17 protein-coding genes and 1 other annotated feature are annotated in these 16890 nt (G+C 40.3%); of the genes, 4 read left to right on the top strand and 13 right to left on the bottom strand.

The annotated features are described in order from the left end of the window. Positions 1 to 19: 19 nt before the first annotated feature. Positions 20 to 255, top strand: a binding site (T-box leader). Positions 256 to 394: 139 nt separating this feature from the next. Continuing rightward, the gene (locus JCM15457_RS05080) at positions 395 to 2038 is read left to right on the top strand and encodes a peptide ABC transporter substrate-binding protein (protein ID WP_034988250.1); all 1644 of its coding nucleotides are present in this window, start codon (positions 395 to 397) and stop codon (positions 2036 to 2038) included. Between the two features lie 202 nt (positions 2039 to 2240). On the opposite strand, the gene JCM15457_RS05075 is transcribed toward JCM15457_RS05080, so the two are convergent. Beyond that, positions 2241 to 2780 carry a TetR/AcrR family transcriptional regulator gene (locus JCM15457_RS05075; RefSeq protein ID WP_034988348.1) on the bottom strand — a complete coding sequence of 180 codons (540 nt, stop codon included), beginning with the start codon at positions 2778 to 2780 and terminating at the stop codon, positions 2241 to 2243. A 103-nt stretch (positions 2781 to 2883) separates the two neighbouring features. Between JCM15457_RS05075 and JCM15457_RS12370 the strand changes: the two genes are divergently transcribed. Both JCM15457_RS12370 and JCM15457_RS12365 read left to right on the top strand, forming a co-directional pair. Next, a complete protein-coding gene (locus JCM15457_RS12370) occupies positions 2884 to 3453 on the top strand; it encodes an MFS transporter (protein WP_235725581.1) in 570 nt (189 codons plus the stop codon). Positions 3454 to 3488: 35 nt separating this feature from the next. Further along, positions 3489 to 4592, top strand: a complete 1104-nt coding sequence (locus JCM15457_RS12365; protein WP_235725580.1) for an MFS transporter — start codon at positions 3489 to 3491, stop codon at positions 4590 to 4592. 158 nt (positions 4593 to 4750) lie between these two features. Here JCM15457_RS12365 and JCM15457_RS05065 read toward each other — a convergent pair whose 3' ends face one another. The 12 genes from JCM15457_RS05065 to JCM15457_RS12610 all read right to left on the bottom strand — a co-directional run bounded on the left by JCM15457_RS05065 (position 4751) and on the right by JCM15457_RS12610 (position 15217). Next, entirely contained in the window at positions 4751 to 5107 is a 357-nt protein-coding gene (locus JCM15457_RS05065; protein ID WP_034988249.1) for a hypothetical protein, read from the bottom strand. Between the two features lie 194 nt (positions 5108 to 5301). Further along, positions 5302 to 6423: an aminotransferase gene (locus tag JCM15457_RS05060; protein WP_034988347.1), complete on the bottom strand. Its 1122-nt coding sequence runs from the start codon at positions 6421 to 6423 to the stop codon at positions 5302 to 5304. Between the two features lie 46 nt (positions 6424 to 6469). Beyond that, on the bottom strand, positions 6470 to 7429 hold the full coding sequence (locus JCM15457_RS05055; protein ID WP_369384610.1) for a pyridoxal phosphate-dependent aminotransferase: 960 nt from the start codon (positions 7427 to 7429) through the stop codon (positions 6470 to 6472). Next, positions 7414 to 7587: a hypothetical protein gene (locus tag JCM15457_RS12620; RefSeq protein WP_369384609.1), complete on the bottom strand. Its 174-nt coding sequence runs from the start codon at positions 7585 to 7587 to the stop codon at positions 7414 to 7416. The genes JCM15457_RS05055 and JCM15457_RS12620 overlap by 16 nt, the downstream gene beginning before the upstream one ends. A gap of 145 nt (positions 7588 to 7732) precedes the next feature. Further along, positions 7733 to 9097: an aldehyde dehydrogenase family protein gene (locus JCM15457_RS05050; protein ID WP_034988248.1), complete on the bottom strand. Its 1365-nt coding sequence runs from the start codon at positions 9095 to 9097 to the stop codon at positions 7733 to 7735. After that, complete coding sequence (locus JCM15457_RS05045) at positions 9097 to 10290, bottom strand: aspartate aminotransferase family protein (protein WP_235725590.1); 1194 nt, start codon at positions 10288 to 10290, stop codon at positions 9097 to 9099. Before JCM15457_RS05045 ends, JCM15457_RS05050 begins: the two co-directional genes overlap by 1 nt. A 121-nt stretch (positions 10291 to 10411) precedes the next feature. Then, entirely contained in the window at positions 10412 to 11137 is a 726-nt protein-coding gene (locus tag JCM15457_RS05040) for an amino acid ABC transporter ATP-binding protein (RefSeq protein ID WP_034988346.1), read from the bottom strand. A gap of 34 nt (positions 11138 to 11171) precedes the next feature. Beyond that, positions 11172 to 11858 carry an amino acid ABC transporter permease gene (locus JCM15457_RS05035; RefSeq protein WP_034988247.1) on the bottom strand — a complete coding sequence of 229 codons (687 nt, stop codon included), beginning with the start codon at positions 11856 to 11858 and terminating at the stop codon, positions 11172 to 11174. Between the two features lie 25 nt (positions 11859 to 11883). Beyond that, on the bottom strand, positions 11884 to 12711 hold the full coding sequence (locus tag JCM15457_RS05030) for a transporter substrate-binding domain-containing protein (protein ID WP_034988245.1): 828 nt from the start codon (positions 12709 to 12711) through the stop codon (positions 11884 to 11886). A gap of 21 nt (positions 12712 to 12732) precedes the next feature. Further along, positions 12733 to 13572, bottom strand: coding sequence for a dimethylarginine dimethylaminohydrolase family protein (locus JCM15457_RS05025; protein WP_034988243.1), 840 nt, complete (start codon positions 13570 to 13572; stop codon positions 12733 to 12735). A gap of 11 nt (positions 13573 to 13583) precedes the next feature. Further along, positions 13584 to 14336, bottom strand: coding sequence for a hypothetical protein (locus tag JCM15457_RS12615; RefSeq protein WP_369384608.1), 753 nt, complete (start codon positions 14334 to 14336; stop codon positions 13584 to 13586). 119 nt (positions 14337 to 14455) lie between these two features. After that, a complete protein-coding gene (locus tag JCM15457_RS12610; protein WP_369384607.1) occupies positions 14456 to 15217 on the bottom strand; it encodes a M28 family peptidase in 762 nt (253 codons plus the stop codon). Positions 15218 to 15623: 406 nt separating this feature from the next. Here JCM15457_RS12610 and JCM15457_RS05015 point away from each other — a divergent pair, with 406 nt between their 5' ends. Continuing rightward, complete coding sequence (locus JCM15457_RS05015) at positions 15624 to 16652, top strand: NAD(P)-dependent oxidoreductase (RefSeq protein WP_051993293.1); 1029 nt, start codon at positions 15624 to 15626, stop codon at positions 16650 to 16652. The last annotated feature ends 238 nt before the right edge of the window (positions 16653 to 16890 follow it).

Genomic DNA, 16890 nt, shown 5'->3' with positions numbered 1-16890 from the left:
TAATAGCATAAGCCAATAAAATAAAACGATGAAGAGAAGAGTACGTCATTGATTAAGCTCTAAGCGAGCGTTGATAGTGTGAGAACGCAGCAGAAAAATGACCGAAGATGGCCTTGGAGTTTAGGGTGACAGCAAGAATTGCGGCACCCCGTGAAGATACGATATAATCTGCAGCATACTTCTTTGTGTGCTCTAGAGATGCAGGCCGGCAGCCTGCAAACATGGGTGGTACCGCGAAAAGCTTTCGTCCCTGTACATCGAGTTTGATGTACAAGGATGAGAGCTTTTTTAACTGCAAGCTTATCGTCAAAGGATGTGAAGCAACTAAAATAACAGCATTAATTAAACCAAATATTAATTACAAGTTATCTAAAATTTTCTAGGGGGAAGCATCATGCGCAAACTAAAAGCAGCATTATCATTGCTTGCTCTGAGTGCTTTAGTTTTGACACTCACAGCTTGTGGAAAATCAGCAGAAAGCAATTCAAACGACAAAAAACAGGTTTTGAATCTAAGTGCCACTGCCCCGCTTGATACAATCGATATCTCAAAAGCAAGCGGCTACGGTCAAACTGGCAATGTCTTCGAGAGTTTCTATCGTCTCGGCAAAAATGGTAAAGTCTCACCAGGACTGGCAAAAAGCAGTTCAGTTTCAAAGGATGGCAAGACATGGACCTTCAAGCTGAGGAACGCTAAATGGAGTAATGGTGACAAGATCACCGCTCGTGATTTTGTTTATTCTTGGCGTCGAACACTAACACCTAAAACAAAATCAACATACGCTTACTTGTTCAGCGGGATACAGAACGCAGATGATATTAGTGCTGGTAAGAAGGCTCCAAGTTCAGTTGGCATATCTGCTCCCGACAGCAAAACTGTCGTGATCAAACTTGATAAACCAATTGCCTACTTTAAAGTTCTAATGGCCTACCCATTATTTGGACCACAAAATCAAAAAGTGGTTGAAAAATATGGTAAGAAATATGCAACAAAATCACAGTACATGGTCTACTCAGGCCCATTCAAGATCAAAAAATGGAACGGAACCGGCAACAAGTGGCAATTCGTCAAAAACAATCAATACTGGGATAAGAAAGTCGTTAAGCTGCGTGAGATCAACTACTTAGTTGTCGAAAGCCCAACTACCGGGCAAGAGCTCTACCAGCAAGGAAAACTTGACCTAACACCGCTCGCGGGTCAACAGGTCAAGAATTTCAAGCACAGTTCACAATTCAAGCAGTACCCATATTCATATGTTTCTTACCTGCAATACAATTTTAAAGACAGCGATCCAGTCAAACGTGCAGCATTCAATAATCAGAACATTCGTCTGGCATTGTCCTTAGCCATTGATCGCGATGTTCTGATTCAGAAGATTCTTGGAAACGGTTCGCAGACACCTAAAGGGTTTGTCGCTTCTGATCTAGCAAGTGATCCGCAGACAGGTAAGGACTTTGCCGATCAGCAATTCGTCAAAAATACAGTCAAACGCGATACTAAGCTTGCTAAACAGCATTGGACCCAAGGTTTAAAGGAAATTGGTCAAAAGAAATTAGACCTTTCGCTACTAGCTTCAAATGATGATTCAAATGGCAGCGTGATTGCTCAATACTTGCAATCAACGTACGCCAAGGTTTTACCTGGCCTAAATATCAAAGTTAATAGTATTCCTGGCAAGAATGCACAGCAAAATGCTCTGCAAGGCAACTTTGATATCTTCCTTTCTGGCTGGGGTGGAGATTTCAATGATCCGATTACTTTCCTGCAGATTCCTGAATCCAATACAGCTTATAACTATGGCAAGTATTCTAGCGCCAAGTATGACGAACTTATTAGGCGGGCACAGAACGATGATGCCAATGATCAACACAAACGTTGGAGTGATTTGGTACAAGCAGCTCGTCTCCTTAACAGCGAACAAGGGATGACACCTGTTTACCAACAAGTTACTGCTTATCTGCAAAAGAATGACATCAAGGGTATCATTCACAATACAGCAGGCGCTCAGTGGAACTACAAGTACGCCTATAAAAAATAACAAAACTTTCACAAGAATAATATATCAGCAGATAGCTATTACACCGCTTTGATTCGTACAAATATAAAATCAAACATGGTGTCAAAATAAAAGAGATTGTCGAAAATCGCCAGTGATTTTCGACAATCTCTTTTTTAGTCGTGCAGGTTTCGCTTGAACTTCTTAATATGCATTTTACTCTCCAAGAATATCACTTAACTGTTCAATTCAGTTCTAAAAAGGAAGCCATTTTTTCTCCCATATACCTCGGTGTTTCAGTTGCTCCGCGTTTCAACCAGCCAAGTGATGTATTAACAACTGCTCCTGCAATAAAATCCGCCCAATATTTATCCTCTGAGCGTCCGTTTTTTGAGAATTTAATTAACATGTCGTTTTGCAGAAGATACTGATAAGTAGTCACAAATGATTTTATCATAACCTGCTCCTTGCCGGATCGCAATAACGTCAACTGTGAATCAATGTTACTCAATGCCAACTGAAAGTAATGTTCCATCAATGTTGAAAAGTTCAATTTAGCCTGATTAGGCAACTGCCGAATATACTTAATAATACTCAGCATCTCAAATTCACTGATTATATCATCAAAAGTCGTGAAGTGCTTGTAATAATATGTTCTTGAAACCCCTGCTTTTTGTGTGAGCTCAGTGATCGTGATGGTCTCACTGTTTTTGACCTGCAGCAAATTAATGAATGCTTGAAAAATATCAATCAGCTTTTTGTTTTTCATTTCTTGCGGTGACATAGTTAACAAAAACGCCCTTTCTGTAAACGAAATCTATAAACAAAGAGTACCCCATGCTATCGTGTAAAACAAGCAAAAAACAATAAGACAAGGAGCATCTATTATGGATAAGAAACAAAAAATAATCACCTTTGCAATGGCGATCGGTATTTTTCTATGTATGCTGGACACAACCATCATGAATATCGCATTGCCCAAAATTCAAACAGGACTAAATGTCAGTTTAGAAAATCTTTCATGGGCTCTCAATATTTATACAATCACATTTGCCGTCTTCACAATTCCCTGCGCAAGAATAGCAGACCTTCTAGGTAAAAACAAGGTCTACCTTATCGGTTTGACTGCCTTCTTACTTGGTTCGTTATTCTCCGGAAGTGCACCAAACGCAGGCTGTTTGATCGCCGCACGCGGTATCCAAAGCCTCGGTGCAGCAATTATTTTCCCCGCCAGCATGACCATTGGGATCTCATCGGTAAATATTGAAAATCGAAAGACAGTATTGACGGTTCTAGGAATAACCCAAGGACTGGCTGCAGCACTCGGTCCGACTATCGGTGGCATTATTACACAATACCTAGGCTGGCGCTATATTTTCTTGATTAACCTGCCCCTGATCGCTCTAGCAATTATCCTGCCGCTTCTTTCCTGCCACTTAAAAATGAAAAAACTATAAAAGCTAAAATTGATCTTACTGGCATGCTGCTATCGATGCTTATGTTGTTTTCCTTAACACTGATATTAATCAAAGGAAATGATTGGGGCTGGCGCAGCTTCCCAATCATTATATTTGCAGCAACTGCACTTCTTTCCCTTGGCCTATTCATTGTTATTGAAAAGCATAGCCATGCTCCTATGATTCCGCTCGTTTTGTTTAAAGACCGTCAATTCGTTGGTGCGTCGCTTGCCATGATTTTAAGCGGCGTTTTTCTAGTAGCAGTTATGGTCATCATGCCTACCTTTTTTACAACTGTGCTTGGTAAAAGCGAATTGATGGCAGCGTTGATGATCACGCCAGCATCCTTAATGATCTTCCTTTTATCTCCTATCGGTGGCCGCATGATCGAAACAACTGGGCCGCGTTTAATGATGCTGCTAGGTTTCCTGTTAATGAGCGCTGGTTATATAGTATTATCTTTTGTTGATCCGGCCTATTACAGCCAGCTGGTGATCAGCTTCATCTTAATAGGAGGCGGATATGGCATAATAGCCGGACCGATCGTTGTCCTAGGAGCATCTAAATTCACGGGTGAGCTTTTGACAGCATCCCAAAGTGTTTTAGGACTTTTTAGACAAATTGGCACTCTTCTAGCAGTAGCTATTTTTGTTTCCGCCTTAACTGCTAATTTAAAAACAGCTAAGGCAGCCTTGCTCAAAGACGCTGATAATCACATTACAGCCTCTGCTCTACCATCCGCATCCCAAAGTTCTTTTAAAGAAAGTATTAGAAAATCTATCAAGAATGGCAGAGCTGCTAAGGCACATCACTCACGGACAATTTCTTCTGACCGTATTAAAGAAAGCGCCAAAACAAAGTACCAACGAAACTTGCTGCATATTTCTAACAGTTCAGCACTTCCTTCATCAACGAAGCAAAAAATCTACGCAGCAGTATACGCTAAGGTCAAGCAAGATAGTCTGCGTCAAGAACAGCTAATCAAACGAATGGCAAAAGACATCAAACGAGAAGGCAACTATCAATTAAAAAAAGCATTCATGAAACCTTATCATCAAGCTGTACCTTTCATCATTCTAGCGGGATTTTCAAGTCTGTTATTCTATCGCAAGAAAGATTATCATCATAAATCAGTTTAATTTTCATGAAAATAATTATGTACAAAAAATAAGAGGACAGATCAAAAGTTAATTTTTTCGATCTAGCTCTCTTTTTATTCCGTATAAATGTGTTTCACGAATCAAAACACTGAATGCTCAGCGATCGCTCATATCAAACCCGTTTGTTGTTTTAGATACTATGTTTCATCTGGATAATAATCCGTTCCCAATTGCTTTTTTATTTTATTTTTTGTTAAATCAATATCTCTTACTTTATCCCTCAGATCAGCTGGGGTATCCAAGTATTTTTCCCACACATCTTCCATAGCTTCACTAATGCGTTTAAAATCCGCTTTATCAGAAGATAACTCTTCATCTACGAAAATAAAACTAGGGATAGTTCTTGGTTGAATCTTGCCTTTGTAGAGAAGCTGGACTTTTTGACAAGTATAATCCAATTCGCTTCCTATTCCGACCTTATACGCAGCGTTAAGTTCTGGATCGCGATGACTAGCCGGGACATATTTAAAAAAATAGGGATTGAATAATCTCATGGCTGCACCTCCTTCGCTTTATAGGCTAAGTATAGCGTTTTCAAGCTCAAGACACCAACTTTTTGAACTTGCTGCAATTCAGAAGTTAAGCATTTCAGCTTAAAGCCAAAACAAGCGAGGCATCTTCACAGTCCAGTGGGGGTTTTCGAGTATTTTCAGCTCTAGTCTATAGGGCTACCAGTGACAACTGATTTTTAGTCAAAAGTACGAAGATACGCTGTTAGTAATGCTAATCCGCTCTTCAAAGTTGCTTTGTCGCAACAATAACCTAAACGTGCGTGTTGTGGCATCCCAAATGCTGTCCCCGGAACCAGCAAAACACCAGTATTTTTTAGCAGTGAGGTACAGAATGAATAATCATCCTCCGCAATAGCGAGTTTGATAAATGAGGTTGGAACGTTTTTGGGTAGAACCAATTCGATCCACGGCTCTTTTTCCACCCAATTCTTAACAACCTGCAAATTTTCACTGACTATCTTACTGTTACGCTGCAATATTCTCTCTCTGTTTTTCAATGCTAAAACTGCCAGCGCATCATCTAGGACACCACTGCTGATCAAAGTATAGTCACGATATTTGCGAAAAATCTCAATAAGTTCAGTGTTTTGTGAAGCAATCCAGCCGATTCTCAATCCGGGCAGTGAATAAGTCTTAGATAAAGAATTAGTCGCAATTCCCTTTTCATAAATGTCTGCAATTGATACCATATCACTTGTGTTCTCCAGAGGAGCATAGACTTCATCAACTACTACATAAGCATCTGCTTTACGTGCAATCGCAGCAACTTGTTCAAGCTCTGAGCGTTCAAGCAATGTACCAGTCGGATTATTTGCATTATTTAGACAAATCATTTTAGTTGCAGGAGTGACAAGCGCATCCAACTTGTCTAAGTCAAGCCGCCATGCAGCTGCCTCATCTAAATGAACAAAATCCACCTGTGCACCCAACGATCGCGGAATATCATAAAGCTGCTGATAAGTTGGAAACAAAGTGACCACATGCTCGCCTGGATTAAGCAACGCGTACATTGCTAACATATTTGCTCCCGTTGAACCGTTAGTCTGCAAAATGTTTACGGCAGGAACTTGCAGATACAGTTCAGACACAAGTTTTTTGAATGCTGGCGAACCTTCAATCCATCCATAATTCAACTCTAGGTTGCTAAATTTTTCAAAAAAATCAGCAACTGTCATCCCCGCCAGAGCAACTAACTCTTTCAACGTCAACGCCGCGATCGAACTTTGCGATATATCGTAGCGTGCTTCCTTTTCCCACTTGTTCAGCCATTCTTCAACTCCAAAACTTGCTATTTCGATAGCCATCGCTCCATTCTCAAGTAGTCACTGCTCTGCCAAAAGGTATCTATTGCTCTTCAACTTTAACACGAAGTAGATTTTTCACCTCTGCCAGTAAGCGGATATTCTCATCTTTCTTACCGACTGTGATTCTAACATGCTGTGGATATCCCCAACCATTGCAAGCACGGATAATGACACCACAGGAAATCAATTGATCGCAGAATTCAACTGCATTCAAGGCTGCTGGCAATTTGGCAAAAATAAAGTTTGCCTGTGATGGAATCACTTCAAAACCTAAATGTGCTAATTCACTGGAAATATTCTTTCTTTGCAGCAACAACTCCTTTTTTACTGCAACTGCTTCTCCTTGGTCCATGAGCAAAGAAGCTCTGGCCGCAAAGAGCCCTACACGGTTAACACAGAAGGGTTCGGTAATTGTATCGTATGCAGCAATCAGTTGCTGCCGTGCTAAAATATACCCGACACGGGCACCGGCTAATCCATAATACTTAGAAAAGGTCCGAATAATCACTATTTTTTTATGATCAAGCCTAGAGGTCAACTGTGCTCGCTGCCCCGATTGAATAAAGTCGGCATATGCTTCATCCAAAGCAATCCAGACATCATCCCCAACATCATCTACAAATCGCTCGATTTCTTTAGGGTTGTTGATCGCACCAGTCGGATTATTCGGATTGCAAAGCCAAATCAACTTGGTCTTTGGAGTAATAGCCGCTTTAAAAGCTGTAAAGTCATAGGTATAATCAGCTTTAACAGGAATTTCTTTGACCTTTGCACCCATTAAAGTTGAAACTTCACGATAAAGCCGATAGGTCGGCTGCGCCAACAGCACCTCATCTCCCTCATCCAAAAATAAACGTGCTACTGTCTCAATGATATTCCCTGCTCCGCTGCCCAAAGCAACATTCTTACTCGCCACCCCATTCTGAGCAGCAATAGTTGCAGTTAAGTCAACATAGTCATCTTCTGGATAACGATTGACATACTTTAAACTCTCCCGCATTGCTGCTTGAGTGTTGGCATATGGCCCATAAGGTTCTCATTTGATCCTAACTTGATGACAGATGCTAATCCATATTTTTTGAGAACAGCCGCTTCAGTTTCCCCTGCAATATATGGCTGACAATCGTCAACTTGTCTGCGTAACTTCAATTCTGACATATAGACACCCCGACTTTTACACTAATGAATTCTGTTTTAACACAAAATGCGTCATACTTTTACTTGCTTATATTGTTTCTACAAATACAAATAATTTAAGATACTCGTTATTCAAAGCTACTAAACTTCTTGACTGCCACGACCTTTATTTAAAAACAATAATTTTCTGATTCGTGAACTCATATAGACCTAGGTCACTCATCTCACGCCCATAACCGGAATTTTTGACTCCGCCGAACGGCAATTCAGGGTGCGCGCCAGAAGGGCGATTAATGAAGACCTGTCCTGTTTCAATCTTCGAAGCAACACGATGTGCACGCTCTTTATCTGCACTATAGACTGCTCCCGCCAATCCAAAATCCGAATCATTCGCTAAGGCGATAACCTGTTCATCATCTTCAGCGATAAAAACCTGTGCGACTGGTCCAAAGAATTCTTGTCGATATGCTGGATTATCAGGTTTAACATTTGTCAAAACAATTGGCTTGAAAAAATTACCTTCTCCTTCAATAATCCCCCCAGCAACAAGAACATGTGCCCCGTTTTCTATTGCCGCATCAACTTGAGCCTGCAACTCAACAGCTGCACTATGTGAGGAAAGCGGTGCTAATTCAGTTGTTTCATCAAGCGGATCACCCATTTTTTGCGTTGCAAAACTCTGCTTGATTCCAGCAATAAATTCCGCAGCAATTTTCTTCTCTACAATGAAACGTTTAGCTGAAGTACAGACTTGACCTGCATTACGTAGCCTTGCCGCAGTTGCATCCATAACAGCAGTTTTCACATCAGCATCATCTAGGATAGCAAATACATCGCTTCCGCCCAGTTCCATTGTTGATTTGATTAAGCTTTTTCCGGCAGCACTAGCGATCGTTCTGCCTGCTGCTTCAGAGCCGGTCAGTGCAACTCCTTGAACACGTTTATCCGCAATGATTTGTGAAACTTGTTCATGCGATATAAAAAGATTCTTGAATGCACCTTTTTCCCAACCAGCTTGCTGCACCAATTGGTCTAACAACTCTGCACATCCAGCAACAATACCCGCGTGTTTTAAAATGACTGGATTGCCGATCAAATAATTAGGAGCCAAAACACGAACAACTTGTGAATAAGGAAAATTCCAAGGTTCGACACTAGCGATTATCCCCAGTGAATGATATTCTAGCAAGGCTGTTTTTCCCTCTCCATAGGAATAAGGTTTAGGCTGCAGTAGTTCAGCATGCTCTGCATAATAAACGGCAAGATTGGCACACAAATCAATTTCGTTCCGCCCTTCACTAAGTCGCTTTCCCATATTAAGTGCAGCTTCACGAGCTAGCTCTTCCCTGTGCTCAAGAAGAACTGCTCCAAAATGATTTAATTTTGCCGCCCTAACTTTAACTGCAATCTTCTTTTGTTCTTGATAGAATTCTTCCGCTTCTTCCAAAGCCGCCGCAACCTCAACATTACTCTGCGGTGTGAATTTTTTTAACACTTCTCCGTTATAAGGATTGACCACGGTATATCCCATCAGTTCTCACCTACTTTTCTTAAACTGGCATCAAGACTAGCGTCAAGAATTGTGATAGCTTTATCAACATCACTTTTTTCGATGATCAAAGGTGGAATAAATCTAATTACATTATGAAAAACACCACAATTCAACAGAATCAAGTGTCGTTCCAAAGCTTCCTTGCGAATTTGTGATACTAGTTCTGTTGCTGGCTCTTTGCTTTTATCGCGTAATTCGACCGCAACCATTAGGCCTAACCCGCGTACACTGCTAATAATCGGATATTTTTCCTGCAGCTCTCGCAGCCTGGCGGTGAAATAAGTACCAATTTTGCTGACATGCTGCAAAAAATCATTGTTCATGATATCTAAAACAGCAATTCCTGCTGCACAGGCTAATGGATTACCGCCAAATGTTCCCCCATGCGCTCCTGGTTCCCACTGGTCCATGTATTCACTTTTTCCAATTACCGCACTCAAAGGTATTCCGTTAGCAATTCCCTTAGCCGAGGTCAAAATATCAGGCTGAATTCCATAATGATCTTTAGCAAATAACTCGCCTGTTCGACCATACCCGCTTTGTACTTCATCAAAAATCAATAAAATCCCAAAACGATCACAAATCTCACGTAACTTGGTCAAAAATTCTTTTGGAGCTGGAAGATAACCACCTTCGCCCTGTACAGGTTCAATCACAATACAGGCTGTCTGTGTTGGTGCCAATACATTATGAAAGACTTGTTGCAGCTGATTCAAACAACGTGCAATTTCTTCTTTTTCACTCAGATTAGTATTATAAATATCGGGGAAGTCTACATGATAAACCGGAGGCAAGACACCTTCATAATTTTTACGGTACTGTGCATTTGAAGCTGTCATCGCTGCGGTCAAAAGTGTTCGCCCATGGAAAGAACTATTAAAAGTGATAATGCCACTTCGTTTAGTCACGCTCAAGGCAAGTTTAACGGCACCTTCATTAGCTTCTGCACCGCTATTGGAAAAATAAACTTTGTAGTCAGCACCAACACGCCTAACCAGCTTTTCTGCAAGCTCAATGTAAGAAGGATAATAAACAACATTGTGTCCTCCATGGACCAAGCTGTGCAGCTGTTTTTCAACTGCCGCGACGACAGTTGGATGATTATGACCGCAGTTAGCTACACCAACTCCAGCTGCAAAATCGAGATACTTCTCCCCTTTTTCATCAGTCAGGTAGCTCCTTGGCCTTGTATGATTCCTAATTTTGTTGCACGTTTAGCTACTGGCGGTAAAACTGCTAATGATCTTTCATATAATGATTTCACTCAACTTCACTCCTTACGAACAGCTGCATCTACATGACTTTAGATAAAAATGAACGTGTCCGCGTATTATTGGTTTCCTTAAAAATATACTCAGCTGTGCCGCTGTCAGCAATCAACCCATCATCCATGAAGAGAACTTTATCTGCAATATTCTGTGCAAATGACATTTCGTGTGTGACAATAATCATCGTCATTCCTTTTTGTGCCAGGCTTTCCATTACATCTAAAACATCCCCTACCATTTCAGGATCGAGTGCTGAAGTCGGTTCGTCAAAGAGCATGACTTCAGGCTTCATTGCCAGAGCACGGGCAATTGCGACACGCTGCTGCTGCCCGCCTGATAGCGACTGCGGATAAGCATCGGCTTTCTCTGACAAACCTACTTGTTCCAGCAATTCATGTGCATGTGCAATGGCAGCCTGTGAATTAGCAATTTTTAATTTTATGGGTGAAAAGGTAATGTTTTCCAGAACTGTTTTATGGGGAAAAAGATTGAATTGCTGAAAAACCATCCCCATCTTCTGCCGCAGTAACCGTAACTTTTCTTTGCTGGCACCATTAACATTCTCGCCTTCAAACAAAACACTTCCTTCATAATCATCTTCAAGCCGATTTAGACAGCGCAACAGCGTACTTTTTCCGCTTCCTGAAGCTCCAATCAAAACAACTTTTTCTGATTTTTTTACCTCAAATGACACATCTTTTAAAACCACGTTAGCGCCAAATGCTTTCTTAAGACCGTTAACTTCGATAATATTTTTTTCGCCACTCAATTCTGCCAACCCCTCTCTAATTGCTCCGCAGATACTTGCGCCCCATTTTTTTCTCCAACAGCTGCATCAGCTGTGACAAGATGAAAGTCAGGACAAAATAAATCAAAGCGGCAACGATCAGAGGCGGTACAAAATCGTATAAGGTTCCACCAACACCCAAAGCCTGCGCAGTAACTTCCTGGACCCCGATATAAAAAAGGACTGAGGACTCTTTTACCAGAGAAATAAATTCATTCCCTAATGCTGGTAGGATGTTGCGCACTGCTTGAGGTAAAACAATTGAAAACATCGTGGTCCTATCGCTTAGTCCCAATGACAGTCCTGCTTCTGTCTGACCGTTTGAAATTGAAATGATGCCTGACCGAAAAATCTCAGCCGTATATGCACCCGAATTGATACCCAAAGCGATCGAACCTGGGATCACACGATCAAGTCCAGACCCCAGAAACTGAATCTGAGGAACTTCCAGAACTTTTGACAAAGTATAATAGATCAGCATTACTTGAATCATAGCAGGTGTTCCCCTGACAATCGCAATGTAAACACGTGCAATGTATGAAAGAAATTTTAGCTTAGAAAGCCGCATCATCACAAAAACCAAACCAAGTAAAATTCCGATCATGATACCAATTATTGAAATAATAATCGTCTGGGCAGTTCCTTCAACAAAAACTGGATAGTACTGCTTTAAAAAATCAAACATATTATTCCCCCTTTACTTGATCCACTTAGTCTGAACTTTTTGCTTGTAAATCCTCAGCTTTCTTAAACATCTTGTCTAACTCACCACTTTTTTCTAGTTTGGTGATCTGCTTATTTACACGCTTTATCAGGGCCTTATCTGATTTACGAGCTGCAATATTCACTGAACGCTGGTCTTTTGGTGTCGTTAGCTTAACTTTGGCGATTGCGTACTTGTCAGGATGCTGTCTGATGTAGTTATTAGCAATTTCATTTTCTACTACCACTCCGCTCAATTTACCTTGCGACAATTCAGTCGTCAGCCCTGTTAGCACTCCTTCCGTTACAACATTGCTTCCTTTCAATTGTGATTTAGCAATTGACTCTTGTGTGGTTGTCTGTTGAGCTCCGATTTGTTTTCCCTTAACATCTGAAACACGATTGAAATTATTTGCGTCTTTCTTCTGAACTAGCAAGACATTTTCCACCGTGTAATAGGATTTAGAAAAAGCGACCGCCTTTTTACGTTCATTAGTTGAAACCATTCCGGCCATGATCAAGTCAATTTTATTGTTTTTCAACTCCGAAATTAATGAGGGGAATTCTGTATTCTCAATCTTGAGCTTAACGCCCAAATCATCTGCAATCTTTTGTGCGATCATCATATCGTACCCGACGATTTTCTTTTTACCATTCTGCATGATTGGAAATTCGAATGGTGCATAATCAGCTGATGTGCCAACAACCAAGGTTTTCTTATCTTGAATCTTCTTAACACTATTGTCTGCATTTTTATTACCGCAACCTGCTAAAACAAGTCCTAACACCATGGCTGTTCCCAACATTCCTAAAGTTTTTTTGAATGTCATCTTCATAATTATTCCTCCAATTCAATATTAACCGCGTTGAAGCGGAAAGGTCATACAGTGCGGGCCACCGCCTGCTTTCAAAGTCTCTGATATGTCTAGCTCGATTACATCCATTCCATGCACACGCAGAGCATCGTTAACTGCAGTATTTTGTTTCAAGGAAAGGACACGTTTAGCTCCCAAGCTTTCTAAGTTGCAGCCATGTTTAAAGATAGCTTCTTCTGGGACCGGAATTATCTCGATTTTTAGCGTGTTAAGCAATTCTAGGAATGATGCCGGTAGCCCCTCTTTATAGGCCACGGCCAGATGATCCTCAACTAAGTTGAAACACATATCAAGGTGCAAATAGCGCGGATCTGCAGGAACTGGATAAACCTCGTATCCCAAAGGCTCCAACTTTGTCTTAAGTTCTTCAAATCCCTCTTCATTCGTACGATCGATAATCCCAACTGCAATCACTTTTTCTGTCAAAAAAGCAAAATCCCCACCTTCAAAATAACCTCGCTTAATTTCTGCTATCTTAGGGATTCCTAGTTCTTTCATTTTTTTCTCATACGCTTTTCTTTCAGGGAAGCGCAGTTCCTTTTTAAATCTTCCTAAAATATACCCCTCCTTGACACAGCCCCCAAAATCACGGGCAAAAACTGCATTAGTCATGTCTGGAGCCGCTTTTTGGCACTCAACTTCAACTCCAGTTTGATGATAGGCTTCAATTAGCTGCTCGAATTCAGCGGCTAATCTTGTTTGATCCAATGGCTGATCGGCATATTTTTTTGAGATTTCATTGATTGGTGCAGCCTCTTTCAAGTAGGTTGGGGGACACACCAAAACCTTTTTTAATTTAGAAGTTCCATCAAGTACAAACATTACTGTTTCCCTCACTTTTCCCACATTTTTGTTGTAAACTCACGAATCAATTTAGGTAAAAACTCGAATGAATACGGCTTGTAAACTCGTTCTTTCCACGTATGTGCCCCCTTGCCAAAAACACCAATATCCACAGCCGGAATATTCAACAAGCGCATCTTATCATAAGGCAACGGGTAGATTTCCTTGACCAGCGGAAAGTTCTTAGTCAGCTGGTCAATTTCTGCATCTGTTTCATCAATTGCTAAATAACTACTATCAGATAAGTAAGGAAAAAATTGTTTCATCTTAAAAGCCTCTTCCTGTTCATAAGCAGCTAAGGCCGTTTTAAGCTTCTGATAGACATGTGAGTCCTGCGCAACACTGTTATGCGGACAAAATGGCGGTGCCAAAAACAAAATTACTTTGGCAGTGTTGTCATTGATTTGTTTATCCAGATAATCGAGCAAGGCAAAACCAATCTCGCGTTTGTCAGCTTCTTGATGTTCACTCCAAAAAGTATGAACCAACTCCTCGACCTTTACTCCTTCTTGCTTAAGATAGTCCAAATACTCCGCAAAAGTGTATACCCTTATCTGACGCTCATCTTTAACTGCTGGAAAGGATAACTTTTTAAGGTATGCTGCCTGCTTTGCTATCATTTCTTTAACTAACTCATGACAATCATGCTCAACAGCAACTTTTAAATGCTGCAAAATCTCATAAACAGGCCGCTTGTATGTGAAAGTATTAAAGTACATATGCGTGGTTTTAGCAGTTTGCACATTATAGAAATCCTTTTGATCTCGCAGCATTAAGCACGATGACGGTAGTACTTCTTCATCTGGGATGTCCTCTACAAACTCTGGATTATTATTAAGCAACAGATTGATGCGACTAGCGATCAGTGTAGAATCAATTCCGGCATATGTATTGCGACATGTGTCTCAATCCCTTTAATATAAAAACACGTTAGCGCCTTACCGGCTGCTCCATAGTAAATGTATTTCTGTTGATCTCCTTCATATTTCGGACTGATAAAATCAGTATTAATCGCCACTTCATAGCTTAAATGATATTGCTTCTTTAGTTTCTCCAATTCATCCAAGGCGGCAATTGCCCCGCTATGGTCGTTTTCCTCAACGCAGTTACCCATAAACAGCAGGTTACCCGCCATTTCCTGGGGGTGTTCGCTATAATATAGTAGATTGGTTAAATTAACGGCATCACCGCTTTTCATATCCAAGGCCCCACGCCCGAAAAGCCAATCGCCTGAGCAAGCATCTTTTTGAATGTCAGGATCTTCACTGTATTTCTTAAAATATTCAGTTAACTTATCTGAATCCAGAGCAGCTTCCTTTAGGGCCCCAAAGTCCTCTATTCCCACAGTATCCATATGTGAATGATAAATAATCGTCTTTGCCGCTTCATCTTTTTTAATAAAGGCAAAAACATTCTTTCTCCCAAGTCGATCGTTCACAAGTTCCTGTGTCCACACCCATTCAGGGTGTTGCTGAAAAAATGGGAAACTGCGTAGAATACTTTCAACTTTCGCAGCAATTGCTACTTCACCACTAGTACCATTAACACTTTTCACACTGACAAGTTCGCGAGTTAGAGCTTCAACTCGCTGTGCATCTAACAACTTTTCTAATTTCTGATACATCTTAACCACTTCCAAGTTATAAAAAATATAATCAAAACTTAATGTGATTATAATTTGGTATCATCTTCATGTCAATAAATATAACACCGCAAAAAGGCCTAAACTTTTTGTTTCCAAAAGTTACGAATTAATATATTAGTCTGGGTTATGCATAAAATCACGCTGTTACGGGTTACAAGATAATATATATTCTTGATAGCAGTCTGAATATTCAATATCATATTTTGAACTTTATTATTAAAAGTCAGCAAGAACTGTTGAATTAGCTTAAATAAGCCCTTTCGTGTTATATTACTTAACACAAAAAGTTTGCATTCAGTTTTTAAAATGCAAACAAACGAGCAATATTGTGTTATTTTAGTTTACCAATAAGGATTAATTTATATAATACGAGGGAGTAGTGCACATGAAAATTATTATTTCAGATTATGCAACATCCATGATGGCTGATCACAGCTATGAATTTGAGATTTTAAAGCATCATCATCCAGAATGGTTCATCAAGACCGTTGTCTATGATCCAGGTGATCAGAGTGAATTTACACGCGAACTAGCTGATACTGATGCGTTAATTACCGCTTTTATTCCAGCAGATGCGAAATTATTTACCAAGGCTCCACGTTTGAAGTTGATTTCTGTCAATGCTATGGGCTTCAATAATGTAAATCTGGAAGATGCCGCTAAATATGGTATCCGCGTATGTGCGTTGCCTGATTACTGCAGCGATGATGTAGCTGAATTCACACTAACCTTAATCTTGAGCTTGACCAAACAACTAAAAGCCTATGATCTGCTGCTTAATGACACACATGTCTGGCAATATGATGCACTGTTACCACAAAAACGACTGGCGGCACAAACTTTAGGCATTTTTGGTCTAGGTAACATTGGTCAAAAGGTTGCACGCCTTGCCAGAAGCTTTGGAATGAATATAATTGCATATGATCCTTACCTTCCCCAAAATATAGCTGAAGAACTCAGAATCCCCTTACTTTCAGCGACCGATATTTACAAAAAAGCAGATATTATCACTAACCATATGCGCTTAACTGCATCTAATCGAGCTTTTTTCAATAAAAGTGCCTTTAACCAAATGGGCGCTAGCCGCCACCCACTTTTCATCAATGTTGCACGTGGTGAGAGTGTTGATGAAAAGGCACTCTTAGATGCACTAGATACAGGAATGATCAGGGGCGCAGGACTTGATGTTCTTTCAACTGAAAAACCAGAATTAGAGGGACACCCTCTGCTGAAACGCTCAAATGTAATTTTGACACCACACGCTGCCTTCTACTCACACGACTCTGTCATGGAATTACAACGTTTCTCATGTCAAAATACCGTCAATTTTTTTGAAGACAAACTTGATAAGGTCAATCATTTTGTTGATTTTGACCAAAGAGCAGCACAGAATAGTATCACACTTTCTTCCTAAAGAGCACACTTATTCTATGGCTAGCCATTAACCATTCGCAACACACAGTCACCTAATTTCGCCGTTTGGGATGAACCGCTTTTAAATTAAATAGTAATTATTACTATTTAATTTAAAAAATACGTGCTAGAATAAAGGAATGTGATATAGGTCGGTTAAATTTGAGTGTTAATATTAAATTCATGAATAATTTTAATTTTGACGAAATACTTTGACCTATGGCACATATTCACACGAA

Source organism: Liquorilactobacillus sucicola DSM 21376 = JCM 15457 (assembly GCF_000612445.1).
In the GTDB taxonomy this organism is placed as follows: Bacteria; Bacillota; Bacilli; order Lactobacillales; family Lactobacillaceae; genus Liquorilactobacillus; species Liquorilactobacillus sucicola.
The sequence above is the reverse complement of the archived record's forward strand: the minus strand, read 5'-3'. Positions and strand labels throughout refer to the sequence as shown.

Excerpts from the sequence above, each read along its gene's own strand:
- JCM15457_RS12610 (WP_369384607.1), bottom strand. The coding sequence starts at position 15,217 with ATGTATCAGAAATTAGAAAAGTTGTTAGATGCACAGCGAGTTGAAGCT.
- JCM15457_RS05050 (WP_034988248.1), bottom strand. The coding sequence starts at position 9,097 with ATGGGATATACCGTGGTCAATCCTTATAACGGAGAAGTGTTAAAAAAA.
- JCM15457_RS12370 (WP_235725581.1), top strand. The coding sequence starts at position 2,884 with ATGGATAAGAAACAAAAAATAATCACCTTTGCAATGGCGATCGGTATT.
- JCM15457_RS12365 (WP_235725580.1), top strand. The coding sequence starts at position 3,489 with ATGCTTATGTTGTTTTCCTTAACACTGATATTAATCAAAGGAAATGAT.
- JCM15457_RS05035 (WP_034988247.1), bottom strand. The coding sequence starts at position 11,858 with ATGTTTGATTTTTTAAAGCAGTACTATCCAGTTTTTGTTGAAGGAACT.
- JCM15457_RS05015 (WP_051993293.1), top strand. The coding sequence starts at position 15,624 with ATGAAAATTATTATTTCAGATTATGCAACATCCATGATGGCTGATCAC.
- JCM15457_RS05080 (WP_034988250.1), top strand. The coding sequence starts at position 395 with ATGCGCAAACTAAAAGCAGCATTATCATTGCTTGCTCTGAGTGCTTTA.
- JCM15457_RS05055 (WP_369384610.1), bottom strand. The coding sequence starts at position 7,429 with ATGCGGGAGAGTTTAAAGTATGTCAATCGTTATCCAGAAGATGACTAT.
- JCM15457_RS05025 (WP_034988243.1), bottom strand. The coding sequence starts at position 13,572 with ATGTTTGTACTTGATGGAACTTCTAAATTAAAAAAGGTTTTGGTGTGT.
- JCM15457_RS05030 (WP_034988245.1), bottom strand. The coding sequence starts at position 12,711 with ATGAAGATGACATTCAAAAAAACTTTAGGAATGTTGGGAACAGCCATG.
- JCM15457_RS12620 (WP_369384609.1), bottom strand. The coding sequence starts at position 7,587 with ATGTCAGAATTGAAGTTACGCAGACAAGTTGACGATTGTCAGCCATAT.
- JCM15457_RS05065 (WP_034988249.1), bottom strand. The coding sequence starts at position 5,107 with ATGAGATTATTCAATCCCTATTTTTTTAAATATGTCCCGGCTAGTCAT.
- JCM15457_RS05075 (WP_034988348.1), bottom strand. The coding sequence starts at position 2,780 with ATGTCACCGCAAGAAATGAAAAACAAAAAGCTGATTGATATTTTTCAA.